This is a genomic window from Roseateles sp. UC29_93 (genome assembly GCF_042695725.1).
In the GTDB taxonomy this organism is placed as follows: domain Bacteria; phylum Pseudomonadota; class Gammaproteobacteria; order Burkholderiales; family Burkholderiaceae_C; genus Roseateles; species Roseateles noduli_A.
Map to the genome: position 1 here is coordinate 2,914,248 of NZ_CP170545.1, position 19,024 is coordinate 2,933,271.

Genomic DNA, 19,024 nt, shown 5'->3' on the forward strand with positions numbered 1-19,024 from the left:
AATGACCAGCAGTTTCGGCAGGCGGCGCGATGAAATCACTCCCTCGGAAGAGCGCTTCGGCGGGGGATACACCTGTGAGTAGGTCGTTCCCCCGACGCCTACAGATAGTGGGGATTGGCGTTCGCGGGGTCAGGCGTTGCCTGCCCCGCTTGTCTCACGACAACTCGTAGAGGGACGGGTTCAGTTCAGTTCCCCCGCCGGCACCACCGGCAGCACGAGGCTCGACGGCCGCAGCGGTCCGGCATGGATCGTCGTCACGTTGCCGTTGGCCTGCTGCTGCAGCGGCGTCGGCCAGATGCCCTGCGCCTGGTTGCTCGCGCTGACCGCGATGCGCAGCCGGTGCCCCGCGCGGACCAATGCCGCAACCGGGAAGACCTCCACCGGCACCAGCATCGGCTCGTTGGCCACCACCGGCAGCGCCGCGCCCGCCGTGAACGGATGCCACGGCTGGATCATCGTGCCGTTGACGAAGCGCGAGCGGCTCGTGTCCACCGCGCGGTGCGCCGCGGACATCAACCCGTGCGTCAGCGGCTTGACCGCGCCGGTCGCCGGATCGACATCGTCGATGCGCACCGACAGCGCCGCCTGCGACTTCGACGCCGAGATCCACAGGTCCGCCTGGATCGGTCCGTTCAGGTAGAGGTCCTGCGCCAGCGGCGCGGTCTCGTAGATGGCCGCGCCTTGCAGGGACTCGACACGCGCGCTGTCCGAGTAGCAGGGCTTGGGCAGCAGCCCCGCCAGCCCCAACGTCCATTGCACCTGGCTCGCCGAGCAGTCGCTGTGATCGCGGATCTGCACGCTCGCGGTGAAGATCGTGCCCAGCACCGTCCCGCGCGTGGCCGTCGGCGCCGGCGGCTCCGAGACCGTCCACCCGGCCGCGCCCGCCGGGATGCGCGCGGCCAGGCTGCCGTCCGGCTGCAGGTACCAGCGCTGCGGCGCCATCTTCGGATGTGGCCAGTCGCTCGCCGTCGCGAACCGCGGCGTGCCGCCGCTGCCGTATCCATCGACGAACTGCGTCACCGTTGGCAGCGTGTCGGCCCCGGCCGCGCGTCCCTTCAGGTACTGGTCGAACCACTGCAGCAGCAGCGAGGTCGTGCTCGGCGGTCCGTATGACGGCGCGCCGCCGAAGCCGCTGATCCCTCCCTGCACCGACTGCAGGTGCGATCCCGGCAGGATCGCGAGCTTGGCCGTCACGTTGCGCTTGAGCTGCTCGTACAGCAGCGGCTGGTCGCGCTGGAAGATGTCCAGCGACGCGCCGACGATGAAGGTCGGCACGCGGATCCGTCCGGCGCTCTCCACCGGCGAGCGGCCCGCCCAGAACGACCCGTCGTCGGTCGCGATGCCGCTCGCGTTGCCGACGAAGCCGTCGAAGGTCGGCGCATACCAGGTGTCGATGGCCGCGACGTGATCGCCGGTCGCGGCGTTGATCTGGCTCGCGTACCACGGATTGAGCAGCAGCTCCGGCGCGTTGGCCACGCTCAGCGACTGCGTCAGCGGCAGCCAGGTGCTCAGGAACTGCGCGTTGAACAGCCCGCCCGTCGCCGCGACGCCGCGGTACGCGTCGCCCATCGGCACCGTCGCGAACGCGGCCTTGATCGCCGGATGCTGCTGCCCGGCGGTCAGCAACGAGCTGATGCCGAGGTAGGACGTTCCCGCCACGCCGATGCTGCCGTTGAAGAACGGCTGACGCGTCACCCACTCGACCGCCTCGCGGTAGGCCTGCTGCTCGTCGGGACCGATCAGTTGCGTGACGCCGCCGCTCATGCCGGTGCCGTGGGCGTCGATCGCGACCGTGACGTAGCCGCGGCGCACCATGAACTGGTCCAGACCGCCGATCAGCAGCGTGTTGCCGCCGGCCGGCGTGAACACGCCGAGGAACTGGCCGACGTCGATCCGATAGGCCGTCTGCGTCAGCACCACGGGATAGCGCCCGGACTTGGGGAAGCCGAGGAAGTCCGCCGGCATCGAGACCAGCACCGCCAACTGCTTGCCCGACGAGAGCCGGATGAATTGCAGCGGCAGCGTCACCGCGCGGGGATGGTCGGGACCGCGCGCATAAGCCGCGGACGGCCAGGCCGCGCCCGCGTTGGCGGTCACGGCGGGATTCGGCGCGGCGAGCGTGCCGCGCGTGCCCAGCGTGGTCGTCTGCGCCAGGGCGCCGAGCGCCGTGCCGGCGGCCAGCGCCACGGTCCATGCGCGGCAGCGGGCGCGGCACGCGCGCCAGGGGCGGACCGTGCCGCGCTGCGTCGGAAAAGCCAGGGTCATGTCTTGTCTCCAGGTCCCGAGGGTCGGGTGGTCGCTGCGGCGACTCTGTGGGGCTGTGGTCGCAATGCCCCGGCGACTATGCCGGGCCGCGGCGCGCGCGGCACGGGGGAAATCAGGAGGCGGATGGGTATGCGGCTTGCCGTCGCCGGCGCCGGACCGGCGCGGCCGCCGTCCGATTCCAGATCATGGGGAGGCGCCGCACCATGCGGACATGACGCCCGGGAGCGCGCAGGATGTCACGCCCGGACCGTCCGGCGATGGCGGGTTCCGCCGTCCCGGCGGCGCTGTAGGTCAAGTCCCTACAGCAGCTGCGGGAGGCGGCGCTCATCGCGAGTGGCAGCCGCTCGCTGGCGGCGACGCCGTCCGGCGACGACGATGAGACCCATGAACATCGCCGTCATCGAAGACAACGTCCCCGTCCGCCAACTCCTGGTCCGTCGCGCCCAGAAGCTCGGCGGCATCACCGTCGTCGCGCAGGCCTCCGGCGAGGACGAGGCCGTGGATGCCGTCATGGCCACCACGCCCGACGTCGTCCTGCTGGACCTGAACCTGTCGCAGGGCAGCGGCCTGTCGGTGCTGTCCCGCCTGCGCGACCGCGACTACGCGGGCCGCGTCTTCGTGCTCACCGCCGAGGACGCCCGCACCCACGCCGCACCGTGCCGCCGCGGCGGCGCCGATGCCTTCTATGACAAGGCCTTCGATTTCGAGAAGCTGCTCGCCGACCTGAACGACCTGTGCCGGCGCGGCGCCGCCACTGTTCCGCTGAGCGCGGGCCCGCGTGCCGCCGCCAACGGTTGAGTTCCCGATCCACGAACCGGCACGAACAGCCCGGACCATCCGCATCCAGCGCCCTGGGAGGACCCGCCATGAAGCTCACGATGACACTGCCCCGGCTGCCGTTCCCGCTGCCGACGCTGTCCTGGGCGCCGCGCGGTCCCATGGCCTCCTGGCTGCTGGTCGGCAACCTGCTGCTGATCGTGGCGCTGGCCGCGATGACCGCGCTCAGCCTCTGGAACCACCGCGAGACCGAAACCGACCGCGCCCGCGACGTGGTCGAGAACCTCGCGCAGAACCTCGCCGTCGAAGTCGGCGCCGAACTGCGCAACACCGACAACGCGCTGGCCACCATCGCGCTGCGTTACCGCAGCACGCGCCAGTCGCCGGACCAGACGGCGATGGTGGCCCGGCTGATCGACGAACAGCGCGGCCTGCTGCCGCAGGTCGTCGCGCTGCGCGTGGCCGACATCCACGGCACCGTCACCACCGGCCTGATGCCCGGCGAGCGTCCCTTCAACGTCGGTGACCGGACCTACTTCTCCCAGGCGCGGCTGACCGACGCGATGGTCGTCTCCGAGCCGCTGAACAGCCGCGCGCAGAACCACTGGTGCGTCATCCTGGCCCGCCGGCTGATCGACCACGACGGCCAATTCGCCGGCATCGTCTACGCCGTGGTCACGGCCCAGCACTTCGTCGACCGCTTCAGCGGTGTCGCGCTCGGTCCCTCGGGCGCGGTGTCGCTGCGCTCCGACGGCTTGAACCTCGTGGCGCGCTACTCGGCCGGTGAGCCCAGCTCGACCAAGGGATTCGGCGCGAAGCTGCTGTCCGAAGAGGCGCTGCGCTCGCTGGCGCACAACCGCGAGCGCGGCGTCTACGTCACCCCCACGGCGCTCGACCGCGTGGAGCGCATCACCGCCTACCGCAAGGTCCCCGGGTATTCGATGACGCTGTTCACCGGCATGAGCAGCAACTACTTCCTGGCCGGCTGGCGCGGGCAGGTCGTGCAGCAGTCGCTGCTCGCGGCGCTGGTCGCGCTGGCCGTGGCCGCCGCGTCGGCGCTGATCCACCGCATCCATCGCCGCGAACGCCGCGCCAAGGACGCGCTGCAGCATCTGGCGCGTGAACAGGACGCGATGCTGCAGAACGACCTGATCGGCATGGTCCGCATCCGCGACGGCCACGCCCTGTGGGGCAACCCGGCGATGGAGCGCATGTTCGGCTGCGTGCCCGGCGGCATGGTCGGCCACGCGGCGCAGACGCTCTTCCTCAGCCCGCAGGAACACGCGCGCGTCCGCGACGCCAGCCTGGCGACGATGCGATCGGGCGGCCGCTTCCACACGCAGCTGCGCATGCGCCGGTTGGACGGCGCGGAGTTCTGGGTCGACCTGCACGGCACGGTGCTGTCGGAGAACGAATCGATGTGGATGCTGGTCGACATCGACGGCCTCAAGCGCAGCGAGGAGCAGGCGCAGCACCTGGCGCTGCGCGACGTGTTGACCGGACTGCCCAACCGCCGCCTGTTCGAGGAGAAGGTCGGCGACGCGATCAACGGCGCGCGTCGCACCGGACGCGGCTTCGCGGTCTGCTACCTGGACCTGGACGGCTTCAAGCCCATCAACGACCAGCACGGGCACGAGGCCGGCGACGAGGTCCTCACCGAGGTCGCGCAACGCCTGCAGGGCCTGGTGCGCGGCGACGACGTCGTCGCGCGCCTGGGCGGCGACGAGTTCGCGATCCTGCTCTCGGGCATCAACCGGCCGGAGGACGTCGAGCAGACGCTGCAGCGTTGCCTGTTCTCGATCCAACGCCGCATCACGCTGGACAGCGGCGACAAGGTCTCGGTCGCGGCCAGCATCGGCGCGGTGATCGGCGGCGGCGGCGACGCCTGCCGCGAGCTGCTGCACGCGGCCGACGAAGCGATGTACGCGGTCAAGCGCAGCGGCAAGGGCCAGATCCGGATCGCCGGGCAGGTGCATTCCGAATGGGCGGTGGCGGCATGAACCGCCGGGTCGCCTGCGCTGGCCACTCTGCGCGTGCCACCTCGGCGCCGCTGCGACCCTGTCACGCGTGGGCCGCGGGCGCGGCGCCGTCGGGCCTGCTGCGCCTGATGCGCAGGACCGGAGGGCGGTCCCCGCAACGGGTGACAGCGGGGACGGTGCGGGCGACTGCCGTATCGCTCCGTTCAACTTCGGTGCACGATGCGCCGATGTATGGGGAAGCGCCCCGGCGGGACGTCGGCTAGATCCGCCCGCCCGCCGGGGATGTCATTCAAGCCTGTCCAGTGGGAGGAGAGATCAATGAACATCGGCACCTGGCGTCTGTCCACGCAGTTGACCGTGTCCTTCGTGATGCTGGTGGCGCTGTGCGCGCTGGTCGGCGGCATGGGCCTGCTGCAGTTGAACCGCGTGCATGAGAGCACGACCGAGATCGCCGAGGACTGGTTGCCCAGCATCCAGAACATGGCGGCGATCCGCGTGAAGGCGAACCAGATCCGGCGCATGGAGCCGGACCATCTGCTGTCCGAGGACCCGCAGGAGCGGGCGCAGATCGAGCGCAACATCGTGCAGGCCCGCAAGGAGCTGGCCGACGCGGAGAAGGCCTACCTGCCCTTCATCACCAACGACGAGGAGCGCCGGCTCTACGCCGAGGTCGCCGCCGCGCGCGACGCCTACTTCACGGCGCAGGAGAAGCTGCTGCACCTGTCGCGCAGCGACGGCACGGACTCCGAGGCGCGCGCCTTCTTCCGCGCCGACTCGCGCAACAGCTTCAACAACTGGGTGAAGGCGATCGAACGGAGCGCCGACTACAACGCCGCCGGCAGCGATCAGTCGCGCCAGGATGCGGCGAAGAGCTATGCCGCCGGGCACGGCTGGAGCCTGTCGCTGACGCTGGTGTCGGTGGTCGTGGCCGTCGGGCTGGCGGTGCTGTTGCTGGGGCATGTGCGGCGCCAGCTCGGCGGTGATCCGGCCGAGGCGGCCCGCCTGGTGCGGCAGGTCGCGGAGGGCGACCTCAGCGGCGAGATCCGCGTGCGGCCCGGCGACGACCGCAGCCTGATCGCGGCGCTCAAGGCGATGCAGACCGGCCTGCGGCAGGTGGTCGGCGATGTGCGCGAGGGCAGCGAGTCGGTGGCCAGCGCCAGCGGCCAGATCGCGATGGGCAACCACGACCTGAGCCAGCGCACCGAGGAGCAGGCCAGCGCGCTGGAGGAAACCGCGGCGACGATGACCGAGCTCGGCGAGACGGTGCTCCAGACCTCCGAGAACGCGCAGCAGGCCGACCGCCTGGCGCGTTCCGCCAGCGAGGTGGCGCAGCGCGGCGGCGCGGTGGTGACCCAGTTCGTCGAGACGATGCGCGGCATCGACGAGAGCAGCCGGCGCATCGCCGACATCATCGGCACCATCGACGGCATCGCCTTCCAGACCAACATCCTGGCGCTGAACGCCGCCGTCGAGGCCGCACGGGCCGGCGAACACGGCAAGGGCTTCGCGGTGGTGGCCTCCGAGGTCCGCTCGCTGGCGGGGCGCAGCGCCGAGGCGGCCAAGGAGATCAAGTCCCTGATCGCGGCCAGCGTCGAACGCGTCGACCAGGGCACGGGACTGGTCGAGCAGGCCGGCGCGACGATGGCGGAGATCGTCGCGGCGATCGGCCGCGTGACGGACGTGGTCGGCGAGATCAGCAGCGCGACGCGCGAGCAGTCGCAGGGCGTGAACCAGGTCGGCGAGGCGGTGAACCAGATGGACCAGGTCACGCAGCAGAACGCCGCGCTGGTCGAGGAGTCCGCCGCCGCCGCGGAAAGCCTGCGCCAGCAGGCGCAGGCGCTGGTCGCGTCGGTGGCGAAGTTCCGGCTTGGGTGAGACCGCCTGACCGCGCTTCGCCAAGCGCGGGCACGCCACGAGGCAGGGGGCATCGCGTCCGCGAACCCCCAGCCTCATTCCGGCCCCAGTGAGATCGATGCGTGCGGGCCTGACGCTTCTGTCACGGCGCGGCGACTGCGACGACCGCCTTTCCCAGATTGCGTCCCTCAAGCAGGTCGATCAAGCCCCTCGGCGCGAGCTCGAGTCCGTCGACGACATGCTCCAGCGCCTTGATCTCGCCCGCGGCGATCGCCGCGTTCATCTCGCGCTGGAACGCCTTGAAGCGCGCCATGCCCTCGCCGTAATGGTCCAACACGATGAAGCCCTCCATGCGGACGCGCTTCTGCAACACCGTTGCCAGCAATCGCGCCAGCCGATCCGGCGCCATGTCGCCGCCGTTTCCGCGCGGTGAAGCGCCGGCCTCGTTGTAATGCGCGATGAAGCCGCACACCGGCACGCGTGCGCCGATGTTCAGCAACGGCAGCAGCGTGTCCAGGACCTCGCCGCCAACGCTCTCGAAGTAGACGTCGATGCCGTCCGGCGCCGCGGCGCGCAGGCGCTCGGCGAACCGCGGGTCGCGCCGGTCGACCGCCGCATCGAAGCCGAAGGTGTCGATCAGGTGCCGGGTCTTGTCCGGACCGCCCGCAATGCCCACGACCCGTGCGCCGGCCCGCTTCGCGAGCTGCCCCACCATCGCGCCGACCGCACCCGCCGCGGCGCCGACCACCACCGTCTCGCCCGCGCGCGGGCGGCCGATCTCTTCGAGACCGATATGGGCGGTGAAGCCCGGCATGCCCGCCGCGCCCAGCGCCAGCGACGGGCGCGTCATGTCGCCCAGCGGCACGAGATCGGTGCCGTCGCTCAGCGCGTAGTCCTGCCAGCCGGCGTTCGACAACACGAGCTCGCCGGCACGGAAGTCCGGGTGGCGTGACTCGACGACGCGGCTCACCGTGCCGCCGACGATGACGTCGCCGATCGCGATCGGCGGCGCGTAGCCCGGACCGACTTCCTCCATCAGGTTGCGCATGTACGGGTCGAGCGAGAGGTAGAGCGTGCGGAGCAACACCTGACCCTGGACGGGCGAGGGGACGGCCACCGATTCGAGGCGGAAGTCCTCCGGCGCTGGCCTGCCGGCGGGGCGGGCGGCGAGGACGATGCGCCGGTTGAGGGACGGCGCCGAAGCGGACACGGAGGGTGAAGCCGAGGTCGTCGTCGTGGTCGGGATCGAAGAGGCGGTCATGCGCAAGCCTTTCCAGTGATCGAAGGGCGCCAGGGCGCCAGGGCCCCGGGGGCTCGAAGGACGTGCGCCTCAGGCCTTCGCCGCGCGCGGTCCGTGGCGCAGCGTCAGCAGCGTGCCCAGCGTGATCGCCGCCGCCGCGAAGGTCGGCCCGCCGAGCGCGCCGATGTGGTCCACCAGCATCCCGCCGCCGATGGCGCCGCTGGCGATCGCGATCTGGAAGGCGGCGACGAGCAGCCCGCCCGCGCCTTCGGCCTGGTCCGGCGCGGCCCGAACGATCCAGGTCTGGAAGCCGACCGGGAAGGCGCCGAAGGCGAAGCCCCACAGCACGACCGCGACCGCGGTGACCCAGACGGAGCTGCCCGCCATCAGCAGCGCCGCCGCGAGGACCACGATCAGCGAGCCGCCGGCAACGATGGCGCGCCGCTCGCTGCGCTCGGCGAGGAAACCGCCGACGAGGTTGCCGAAGAAGCCGCCGATGCCGTAACCCAGCAGCACCGCCGAGATCATCGACACCGGCAGGTGGGTGATGTTCTCCATCAGCGGGCGGATGTAGGTGAAGCCGGCGAAGTGACCGGAGATGACGAGCAGCACGGCCAGCAGCGCGACGCGCACGCCGGGGCGGGTCAGCAGTTCGCCGAGGACGCGCAGGTTCGGGTTGTCCTTGGGCGGCAGCTTGGGCAGGGTCAGGAGTTGCGCCGCCAGCGTCACCAGGCTGAGCACGCCCGCCGCGACGAAGGCACTGCGCCAGCCCCACATCTCGCCCATCCAGGCGCCGATCGGCGCCGCGCACACGGTGGCGACGGAGACGCCGGCCAGGATGACCGACATGGCGCGCGCGAACAGGTGCATCGGCACGAGCCGCATCGCCAGCGCCGCCGCCATCGACCAGAAGCCGCCCAGCGCGACGCCCAGGATCACGCGCGCCGCGAGCAGCACGCCCAGGCTGGAGGCGGTGACGGCCATGACGTTGGAGAGCACGAGCAGCAGGGTCAGCGCGATCAGGACCAGGCGCCGGTCGAAACGCCGCGTCAGCAGCGGGATCGAGGGCGCGGCCACGGCGCCGACCAGCGCGGTCGCCGTGACGGTCTGGCCGGCGGCACCGGCGCTGATGTTCAGGTCGGCGGCCATCGCGGTGAGCAGGCTCGCGGGCAGGAACTCCGCCGTCACCAGACCGAAGACCCCGATCGTCAGCGAGGCGATCGCCGCCCAGTGGGCGGTCTCCTCGGCAGCGGGAGCGGCAGGGGCAGCCGGGGCGGCAGTCGCCGCCACCGACGCGAGCGCGGCGGAGACGGACTCTCCGCGTGGGGGGTGAGGGGATGCGGACCCGGGTGGCGCGCCCACCGGGGTGTGGGGGGCGTCGAGGCAGTCGGTGCAGGTGGAAGACACGGCGGAGAAGAGGGACAGTGGGTATGGCCTTCAGCTTATGGGTAGGATCCTGGCGTTTCCATGCCGGAAGAGCCGAAATGCATGACGATTCCTCCAGAGCTCCCGTGGAGCCGCTGCCCCCGACGCCCTTGAAGCCCGCCGACCTGCTGACACAGATCCTGCTGGGGCTGCGGCTGGAGGGCGTCGAGTACGGCCGCTGCCTGCTGCGCGCGCCGTGGGCGGTCGCCTTCCCGGCGCGCAAGGAGGCACGCTTCCACTTCGTCGCGCGCGGCACCTGCTGGCTGATGACGCCGGGCAGCGACTGGGTCCAGCTGAACGCCGGCGATGCCGTGCTGCTGCCGCGCGGCAGTGCGCATGTGCTGGCGAGCGCGCCGGACCTGCCGGCCGTGGAGATCGACTCGATCGCGCGCCGCGCGGTCGCGGAGGACATCTATCTGGTCGGCGCGGAGGCGGTGGCCATGGCCGGCGCTGGGGCTGGCACGGATGCGGAGACTGCCTCCGGAGAGGACCCGCCCGACGTCATGTTCTGCGGCGCGATGCGCTTCAACCTGGATCCGTTGCATCCGCTGCTGGCGATGATGCCGGACGCGATGCGCGCCAACGACTTGGCGCGCCGCGACCCGACCGTGCCGACGCTGCTGGAGGCGATGGAGCGCGAGGTGGCGCTGGACCGCATCGGCGCCTGCGGCATCCTCGCGCGGCTGGCCGACGTGCTGGCCGCCAGCATCATCCGGGCCTGGGTGGAATGCGCCTGCAACGATGCCAGCGGCTGGATCGCCGCCGTGCAGTGCCCCGGCATCGGCAAGGTGATCGCCGCGATCCATGCCGAGCCGGAGCGCGACTGGAGCGTGCCCGAGCTGGCCGGCCTGATGGGCGCCTCGCGCTCGCGCTTCGCCGAGGCGTTCACGAAGGTCGTCGGCGACAGCCCGGCGAAATACGTCGCCAAGGTCAAGATGTTCCAGGCCCGCCGCTGGATCGCGCATGAAGGCATGCGGGTCGCCGTCGCGGCGGACCGGCTCGGCTACGACTCCGAGGCCTCGTTCAGCCGCGCGTTCAAGCGCATCGTGGGCCAGCCGCCCGGCGCGCTGCGGCGCTCCGCCGCGCGGCCGCCTGCGGGCTGACATCGCACGGGTGGAGCAAGGACGAAGCCGGGACTGGGCAGGGCCCAGGCCGGACGGGCGGGTCGTCGTATGACGCGGGCTAACCCGGAGTCGACGGCCTTTACACCCCCGCGTCGCGGGGATCCCCCGTGGATCGGGGTGTACGCCGCACGGCACCCGCGAGTGCCGATGCCATCGGGGTTTCCTGCGGGGTACCTCGAAAGTTCGTGACACTTGGCACAGCTTGTGCATCGTCCCCTCTGTTCAGCACCGCACCGAGCGTGGTTGTGCCGCGCGGGGTGTCCACACCTTTTCAGGGGAACGTCCGATGTTCACGCGAATCAAGAGCTTCAAGAGCCTCAAGAACACCTGGCTGCCGATCGCAGCCCTGGCCTTCGGCGCGGCGACGTCCGCGCAGGCGGCCGCAGTCTTCGTCGAAGGCGGCGGCGATGCCGGCGAAACCATCGTCACGGCCAAGACCTTCCTGGGCAGCGGCCCGATCGACGCGATCCAGGGCTCGATCGACGGCGACGCGGACCTGTTCGCGATCTACCTGACCGCGGGCACGGCGTTCTCCGCCACGACCACCGCGTCGGGCATCGACTACAACTTCTTCGACACGGTGCTGTACCTGTTCGATGCCGCCGGCAAGGGCCTGATCGGCAACGACGACGACGGCAACGTCGGCGGCTCGCAATCGACGTTGAGCAACTACATCCCGACCGTGAGCGGCCTGTACTACCTGGCCATCACCGGCGCGAGCTACACGCCGGTGAGCGGCGGTTCGGCGATCTTCCCGTCGCTGCTGGGCCAGGGCGGCAACGTCGCCGCCAATCCCGGCGCCGGCGCGCTGACCGGCTGGAGCAGCCTGACCAGCGAGTTCGGCGAGTACGAGATCCAGCTGGTCGGCGCGAGCGCCTCCGCCGCCTCCGACGTGCCCGAGCCCGGCAGCCTGCTGCTGGCCGGCGCCGCCCTCGGCGTGGCCGGCCTGATCCGCCGCCGCAAGCCCGTCACCACCGCACAAGCCTGAGGAGCCGCCCATGACGACTTCGACTCACACCAAGAACAGCACCGCCCCCCGTCTGCGCGTCCTGAGCGCGCTGCTGGCCCTGGCCGCCTGCGGCGGCGCCTATGCGCAGCACGCCAAGCTCGACGGCGCGCTGTCCGACATCGTCGACCAGCAGTCGCGCCGCCAGTTGCGCTCGCTGGCCGTCGAGACCGATGAGATCAAGCCCTACGTCAAGTCGATGTCCGACGCGCAAGGCCGCGTGCTGGTCGACATCTACCTCGAGGCCGGCACCTCGATCGACGACTTCAAGGCCCAGCTCGAGGCGTCCGGCGCGCAGGTGACCGGCGTCAACCGCGCGTTCAACCACGGCGCGATCTCGGCCTACGTGCCGACGTCCGCGCTGGCCGCGCTGTCGGGCACCAGCGGCCTGCACCTGGCCAAGCTGACGCGCCGTCCGCACAAGAACGTCGGGCTCACCACCTCGCAGGGCGCGCCGGTGCTGCGCAGCAACGTCGCCAACGCCGCCGGCTGGACCGGCGCGGGCATCACGGTGGGCGTGCTGTCGGACTCCTATGACGGATCGCCGCTGAGCTTCACGACGGTGCGTGCCGCCAACGACATCGCCTCCGGCGATCTGCGTCCGCCGAAGTGGGTCCTCGACATCGGTGCCGACCCGAGCAACACCGACGAAGGCCGCGCGATGATGCAGATCGTGCAAGACGTGGCCCCGGGCGCGGACCAGTGCTTCGCCACCGCCTTCGCCGGCGAGGCCGCCTTCGCCGACAACATCCGCCGGCTGCGCACGGAACCCGCGTGCCGCGCCGACGTGATCGTCGACGACGTCTTCTACTACGACGAGCCCTTCTTCTCCGACGGCCAGGTCGCGCAGGCGGTCAACGACGTCGTCAACAGCACGACGCTGGCGGGCCGTCAGGTCTCGTACTTCTCGTCGGCGGGCAACCAGGGCTCGGCCGGCGGCGGTGGCGCGATCGACGTGCCGGTCGCGACCTTCTCGACCACGCCGTCCAACCTGGGCAACGTCAATCTGGCGTCGCTGAACACCTGCACCAGCTCGCCGGCCTCCGGCAGCACCAAGGCCAACCAGGGCGGCGGCTTCCTGGACTTCGGCGGCGGCACCTACGCGCTGCCGGTGACCTACAGCGGTTCGGGCTCGACGCTGCTGCTGCAGTGGGACGACCTGTTCTACCAAGGCAAGGTCACGACCGACCTGAACTTCTACCTGATCAACGCCGCGGGCAACTGCGTCTTCACCTTTGCGACCAACAACATCGCGGCGGACTTCGGCGAGGAGATCGTCGGCCTGTCGGGCGGCGCCAGCGGCACCTACCGCATCATGGTCGGCCGCACGAGCGCCGGCACCAAGCTGGCCTCGCGCGTGCGCCTGGTCAATCTCGACGGCTGGGGCGGCGCGCCCTTCCAGGTGCGCAGCGGCCCGACGACCTTCGGCCACAGCGCGGCGGCCGGCGCCAACAGCGTGGCGGCCTACCGCTACAGCTTCCCGGCGACGCAGCAGAGCCCGTTCATCCCCGCGTTCGAGAGCTTCAGCAGCCCCGGCCCGGTGACGATCGCGTTCGACGCCGCCGGCAACCGCCTGGCGGTGCCCGAGACCCGCAAGAAGCCTGACATTGCCGCGCCGGACGGCGGCAACACGACCTTCTTCTATCCGAGCTCAGATTACGAAGGCGACGGCTTCAACAACTTCTTCGGCACCAGCGCGGCGGCTCCGCACGCGGCGGGTGTCGCGGCGCTGATGCTGCAGAAGGCCGGCGGCCCCGGCTCGCTGACGCCCAAGCAGGTCAAGAGCATCCTGCAGACCACGCCGGCGGCGCGGGTGATCCCGTTCTCCGGCGGCGCCGCGGTCAAAGGCTGGAGCCTGTACGACGGCTTCGGCCTGATCGACGCGGTGAATGCGTTGAACAAGCTGCCCTGAGCGCGCGTCCCGTCGTCCCGGTCTGACCGGGGCGTCTGAAGGCCTCCGAGGCCGCCGTCCGAAAGGTCGGCGGCCTTTTCGCTTGGGCGGTGCGCAAGGACTGACCCCGGCATCGATGACACCGCTGTGATGGTGGTGCAAGGGAGCGTCCCCCAAAAGGCTGGTGGCGGGCGCCGTGCACCTCTTGCAGAATGCGCCCCTGATCAGGGGGTGAGGCGATCCCGGCATTTGCGCAAAGACGCTGACCGGAATTCCGCGAGTGCGGCCGTTGTGGCGCGCATGAGGCCCCTGTCATCGTTTCGATGCCATCGGGAGTCCTCCACATCATGTCCATGCAAAGGAACGCGATCTTTGCGTTCATCGCGCTGATTGGCGCCGCGCCGGTCTTCGCGGTCGACTGTCACCAGTACAACGAGGGGCGGGACTTCGTCGCACGTCTGTCAGGCACGCCGGAGGGGCAAGGACTCAATGGTTGCTTTCCGACGCCCGACGCGCTGAAGAACGAGTTGTGGGCTCGCCTGAGGCCGCTGATCGAGAAGCCGTCCGAGACCACCAATGTCCTGGAGGTCAACACGGTGGCGCCCGGGCCGTGCAAGCCGTTCCCGCGCGACGCCAACGGCTCTCCTGTGCACCGCTGCAGCTATACGGTGACCACGGTGTCGACCTCGAAGCAGACCGGGGTCCGCACCACCTCGACGACCAACAGCTACTTCGGCATGGTGATGACGTGTGGGGACGCGTTGAACACCACATGGCGGGGTGATCTTGCCATGTGCATGAGGTACCGGGACATCCGGCCTGTCGAGATGTGCGCGGCCAAGGCGCCCGGGGGAATCCGATCGACGCCCTGACGGGGCGCAAGTCCCAGCGGGAGGAGGTGTTGGGGTGGGGCCGCGGTCATTTCCTCATGCTCACCTACGAGCCGCTCGACGAGAGCCAGGCGCTCTCCCGCTATCGGGGATCGACGGCCCGCTTCGGCGCGCTCTGGCATAGCAGTCTGCACAGGCAGGCGCTGTGGAACGGCGGCGGCGATGGCTACATCACCTTCCTTCGCGGGGACGGGTCGATGAAGGCCTTCGACGGGTACAACAACACCAAGGCGGCGTTGGAGCGCGATCGCGCGGTGTGGTCCAGGGACGCATCCACCTTCGGCAATTGGTTGTTCTATGACACCGGCGCCGCTGCCGTGGAGCGCTATGTCATGAGCGGCCAGAGCGGCGACCTGAAGCGCATTCATTACGCCGATGGTCGATACCTCGATGTCACGTACGGCGAGACACCGGTCGAGGAGGGGGCGACGATGACGGCGAAGGTGATCGCCGCCGTGACCGACGAGTCGGGCCGCTCGCTCACTTTCAGCTATGAGTCCGATCCGCAGTATTTCTCCACCGTCCGCGTGAAGACGATGACCGACCCGGCGGGGCGCGTGTTTGTCTTTTCCTATGCCACGGGCGGGGGCCTGGAGACGATCGGGTGGCCCGATGCGACGAAGCGCAGATATGCCTACGATCGCGCCGATCTGCCCTGGGCCCTCACGGCGCGCTTCGACGAGTTGGACGAGCGGTACGGCAGCTACGACTACGACAGCAAGGGCCGCGCCATCTCAACGGCCACCGGCAGTGCGGGCGAGCGCTGGAGCATCTCCTGGACCCGCGAGCCTCAATGGATTGTCAGCGCCACGGACGACATTCCAAGTCGGTCGATCATCCGGGAGCGCCGGCTGATCGAGCCGATCCAGGCTGTGATCGTCGGTCCGGACGGTCGAACCGAAGTGGCGGACAGCGTCCCGCTGAAGAGTTCGCCCATGCTCACGGGGCAATCGCAGCCGGCGGGCTCTGGATGCGAGGCCGCAAGCTCGTCGGTGGAGTACGACAGCGAAGCCAATGCGATCCGGCGGGTGGACTTCAACGGCGGCCAGTCGTGTCACGCGTACGTGCCGGGACGCCAGCTGGAGTCGTCCCGGGTCGAAGGTCTCGCGACGGGATCGGCGTGCGCGTCGGTGCTGGCGGCCGGCGTGTCGTTGCCTTCGGGCGCGCGCAAGATCAGCTCGCTGTGGCATCCCGACTGGCGCATGGCAACGAAGACGGCGGAGCCGCGTCGCATCACGACGCTGGTCTACAACGGACAGCAGGATCCCTTCAACGGCAACGCGGTGGCCAGTTGCGCGCCGACCGACGCGAAGCTGCCGGACAACCAGCCCATCGTCGTGCTGTGCAAGCGCGTCGAACAGGCGACGACCGATGAGACGGGGGCACTCGGTTTCAGTGCGACGCTTCAAGCGGGTGCGCCCGCGCGCACGACGAGCTGGACCTACAACGCGACGGGTCAGGTCTTGACGGAGATCGACTCGCGCAACCGCGTCGTGCTCACCAACGAGTACTACGCCGACACGACGGCCGATCACACGAAGGGCGATCTGAAATCGTCGACGAATGCCGCCGGGCACGTCACGAACTTCACGCGCTACGACGCCTATGGCAAGCCGCTCGAGCTTGTCGATGCCAACACGAGCACGACGACTTACGCCTATGACCTGCGCCAGCGGCTGACGTCGGTGACGGCTGCGGGTGCGACCACCGGCTACGACTACTGGCCCACGGGCCTGCTCAAGAGGTCGTCCCAGCCGGACGGCAGCGCGGTGAACTACGAGTACGACGACGCGCATCGGCTTGTCGCCGTCTCGGACACGCAGGGCAACCGCATCGAATACACGCTCGACCAGAGCGGCAACCGGACCAACGAGGTCGCCAAGGACCCGCAAGGAACGCTCAAGCGGACCATGAGCCGCGCGTTCGACGCGCTGGGTCGTGCACAACAGACGACGGGGAGGGAATGAGCTATGAACGGAGGCCACCGATCCACGCATGCTTGCGACGCCAGCGCGCGGCTGTTCGCCGCTTCCTGGTTGGCAAGACCTGTCACTTCGGGAGAGATCGCGTGAGCGATGCAACAAGACGCTTCTCGGCCGCCAAGGCCTTCCGCTGCCTGCTACTGGCAATCGGCCTCGGCTTCTTCACGCTGCCGGCGATGGCCGCCAGGGACTGTTGGGTGGTCTGGGGAACTGACGGCATCCTCCAGTGGGCGGACGATGCGCTGCAGCCGCTGCGATTCGAATGCAAGGACACCGCAGCAGAAGCCGTTGCTCCGGTCCAGGGCATTGCGCAGCCCGTACTCGGATCGGTGACGCCGAACTACACGTCGTCGTACCAGCTCAGTCCTGCCGGTTGCATAGACCAAGGCAAGCGGGGCGGCGCCCCGTGGCAGAGGTGCGCCTTCAATTACACAGGGACCACGCGGTGGTCGGACGGCAGAGTTACCACGTCGACCGGCCAGACCACCGTGGACTTGCTGATGCCTTGCGGTCCGTCGCTCAACACGACACCGATCGGCACGTCGACGGCGACCTGCAAAGGCATCCTGACGAGAACACCGCCTGGATCGAATAGCTGCCCTGCCTTCGGCAATCCCATCGAGCCCCTCACCGGCGTCAAGCGCCAGCACGAGCCGCTGCTGACCTGGGGACGTGGGCATTCGCTGTCCGTGACCTACGTCAGCCGTCCGAAGCCGGAGAGCAACTACATCGAAGACAGCGGGGCGCAGTCCTTCGGGCGCTGGTGGTCCAGCAACCTGCATCGCCAGATGGTGGCGTGGAACGTCGGTTCCGCGCAGCCGCTCTTCCAGCGCGGCGCTGGGGTCTGGAAGCAGTTCCCGCGGGTCGGCGCCAGCAGCGACCCGAGCGAGCGCGACCCGACCCCGCGATGGTCCGACACCGCGCCGTACTTCATGCTGTATCGGGACGAGGCAGCGCGAGCCATCGAGATGTACCGGGAGGACGGCAGCCTGGCGTCGATCGTGTATGCCGACGGACGCCGACTCGACTACACGAGCGTCGCCATGAGCAGCAACGGCTATCCCTTGGCATTCGGGAGGCAGGTGAACTCGATCCAGGACGAGACGGGACGTGTGCTCTCGTTCCAGTACGTGAAGATCGACGACAAGCAGATCGCCATCCAGTCGCTGACTGATCCGGCGGGACACGTGCTGTCGATGGACTACACCGCGGGCGGCGATCTCAAGGAGCTGACCTTCGCGGACCTGTCGAGCCTGGGGTTCGTCTATGAAGACACGGTCAAGAAGCATCTGTTGACGGGCAAGATCGACGAGACCGGCCAGCGGTTGGGGACCTATGCCTACGACGACGCGGGAAGGGCGGTGCTCACCCGCACCGGCTCGCTGGCCGGATGGAAGGTGACGTGGGAATCGCAGACGCCAGACGTTCAGTTGAGCGAGTACTACGACCCGGCGCTCGACGTCGTGATTCGCGAGTACTCACCGCCGCTTCCGCTGCGGGCACGAGTCACGGCGCCCGACGGGCGTGTGATGGACCTGGACAGTGCTGTCGCGGGAAGCGCGACCTACCTGGCCTCCAACTCGCAGCCGGCCGGGTCGGGGTGCGAGGCGGCCACGTCGATCGTCGTGCATGACCTGAACGGCAACGCGACGCAGCGCGACGACTTCAATGGCAATCGCAGCTGCATGGCCTACGACATGTCACGCAACCTGGAGACATCCCGCTTTGAGGGCTTCACCACGGCCACAGCCTGCGAGGCGGTGACGGACGCAACGCTGCCTGCGGGCGCTCGCAAGGTCAGCTCGCGGTGGCATCCCGACTGGCGACTCAGCACGGCGACCGCGGAGCCGCGTCGCATCACGACGCTGATCTACAACGGCCAGCCGGATCCGTTCAACGGCAACGCGGTGGCAAGCTGCGCGCCGACCGATGCGCTGCTGCCCGACGGCAAACCGCTGGTCGTGCTGTGCAAGCGCGTGGAGCAGGCCACCACCGATGAAACCGGGGTGCAGGGGTTCAATGCGACGCCGCAGTCCGGCGTCGCGCCGCGTGCGACGAGGTGGACCTACAACGCCACGGGTCAGGTCTTGACGGAGACCGATCCGCTCAACCGGGTGGTCGTCACCAACGAGTACTACGCCGACACGACGGCCGACCACACGAAGGGCGATCTGAAGTCGTCGAAAAACGCCGCTGGCCATCTCACGACCTTCACGCGCTACGACGCCTACGGCAACGCACTCGAGGCGATTGATGCGAACACGTCCTCGACGATTTACACATACGACCCGCGCCAACGGCTCACGTCGTTGACGACCGCGGGAGCGACGACGACCTACGAATACTGGCCCACAGGCCTGCTCAAGAAGTCGTCCCAGCCGGACGGCAGCGCGGTGAACTACGAGTACGACGATGCGCATCGACTGGTGGCCGTGTCCGACACGCGAGGCAATCGGATCGACTACGCGCTGGATGCCAATGGCAACCGCACGCGGGAAACCGCCAAGGATCCGCAGGGAGCGCTCAAGCGGACGATGAGCCGCACATTCGATGCGCTGGGCCGGGCACAACAAACGACAGGGAGGGAATGA

12 protein-coding genes are annotated in these 19,024 nt (G+C 69.5%); 9 read left to right on the forward strand and 3 right to left on the reverse strand.

The genetic code is table 11. The features are described 5' to 3' along the window. Window positions 1-180: 180 nt before the first annotated feature. Entirely contained in the window at window positions 181-2,265 is a 2,085-nt protein-coding gene (locus ACFJIX_RS13595) for a CocE/NonD family hydrolase (protein WP_377160846.1), read from the reverse strand. A 384-nt stretch (window positions 2,266-2,649) separates the two neighbouring features. Here ACFJIX_RS13595 and ACFJIX_RS13600 point away from each other — a divergent pair, with 384 nt between their 5' ends. The 3 genes from ACFJIX_RS13600 (at window position 2,650) to ACFJIX_RS13610 (ending at window position 6,896) form a co-directional block, all read left to right on the forward strand. Next, on the forward strand, window positions 2,650-3,063 hold the full coding sequence (locus tag ACFJIX_RS13600) for a response regulator (protein ID WP_377160849.1): 414 nt from the start codon (window positions 2,650-2,652) through the stop codon (window positions 3,061-3,063). Between the two features lie 68 nt (window positions 3,064-3,131). Then, a complete protein-coding gene (locus ACFJIX_RS13605; protein WP_377160852.1) occupies window positions 3,132-5,042 on the forward strand; it encodes a diguanylate cyclase domain-containing protein in 1,911 nt (636 codons plus the stop codon). Between the two features lie 297 nt (window positions 5,043-5,339). Then, a complete protein-coding gene (locus tag ACFJIX_RS13610) occupies window positions 5,340-6,896 on the forward strand; it encodes a methyl-accepting chemotaxis protein (protein WP_377160855.1) in 1,557 nt (518 codons plus the stop codon). A gap of 121 nt (window positions 6,897-7,017) precedes the next feature. Here the strand turns inward: ACFJIX_RS13610 and ACFJIX_RS13615 are convergent, their stop codons facing one another. Together ACFJIX_RS13615 and ACFJIX_RS13620 are read right to left on the reverse strand one after the other, a co-directional pair. After that, entirely contained in the window at window positions 7,018-8,136 is a 1,119-nt protein-coding gene (locus ACFJIX_RS13615) for an NADP-dependent oxidoreductase (protein WP_377160857.1), read from the reverse strand. Between the two features lie 69 nt (window positions 8,137-8,205). Beyond that, complete coding sequence (locus tag ACFJIX_RS13620; protein ID WP_377160859.1) at window positions 8,206-9,405, reverse strand: MFS transporter; 1,200 nt, start codon at window positions 9,403-9,405, stop codon at window positions 8,206-8,208. A 194-nt stretch (window positions 9,406-9,599) separates the two neighbouring features. Here ACFJIX_RS13620 and ACFJIX_RS13625 point away from each other — a divergent pair, with 194 nt between their 5' ends. The 6 genes from ACFJIX_RS13625 to ACFJIX_RS13650 all read left to right on the forward strand — a co-directional run bounded on the left by ACFJIX_RS13625 (window position 9,600) and on the right by ACFJIX_RS13650 (window position 19,024). Continuing rightward, a complete protein-coding gene (locus tag ACFJIX_RS13625; protein WP_377160861.1) occupies window positions 9,600-10,643 on the forward strand; it encodes an AraC family transcriptional regulator in 1,044 nt (347 codons plus the stop codon). 307 nt (window positions 10,644-10,950) lie between these two features. Further along, complete coding sequence (locus ACFJIX_RS13630; protein WP_377160863.1) at window positions 10,951-11,652, forward strand: DVUA0089 family protein; 702 nt, start codon at window positions 10,951-10,953, stop codon at window positions 11,650-11,652. A 10-nt stretch (window positions 11,653-11,662) separates the two neighbouring features. Beyond that, the gene (locus ACFJIX_RS13635) at window positions 11,663-13,582 is read left to right on the forward strand and encodes a S8 family serine peptidase (protein ID WP_377160865.1); all 1,920 of its coding nucleotides are present in this window, start codon (window positions 11,663-11,665) and stop codon (window positions 13,580-13,582) included. A 332-nt stretch (window positions 13,583-13,914) separates the two neighbouring features. Beyond that, window positions 13,915-14,433 carry a hypothetical protein gene (locus ACFJIX_RS13640; RefSeq protein ID WP_377160867.1) on the forward strand — a complete coding sequence of 173 codons (519 nt, stop codon included), beginning with the start codon at window positions 13,915-13,917 and terminating at the stop codon, window positions 14,431-14,433. A gap of 56 nt (window positions 14,434-14,489) precedes the next feature. After that, a complete protein-coding gene (locus ACFJIX_RS13645; protein WP_377160869.1) occupies window positions 14,490-16,418 on the forward strand; it encodes a hypothetical protein in 1,929 nt (642 codons plus the stop codon). A gap of 101 nt (window positions 16,419-16,519) precedes the next feature. Then, window positions 16,520-19,024 (forward strand): RHS repeat domain-containing protein, encoded by a 2,505-nt coding sequence (locus ACFJIX_RS13650; protein WP_377160871.1) that lies wholly within the window; start codon window positions 16,520-16,522, stop codon window positions 19,022-19,024.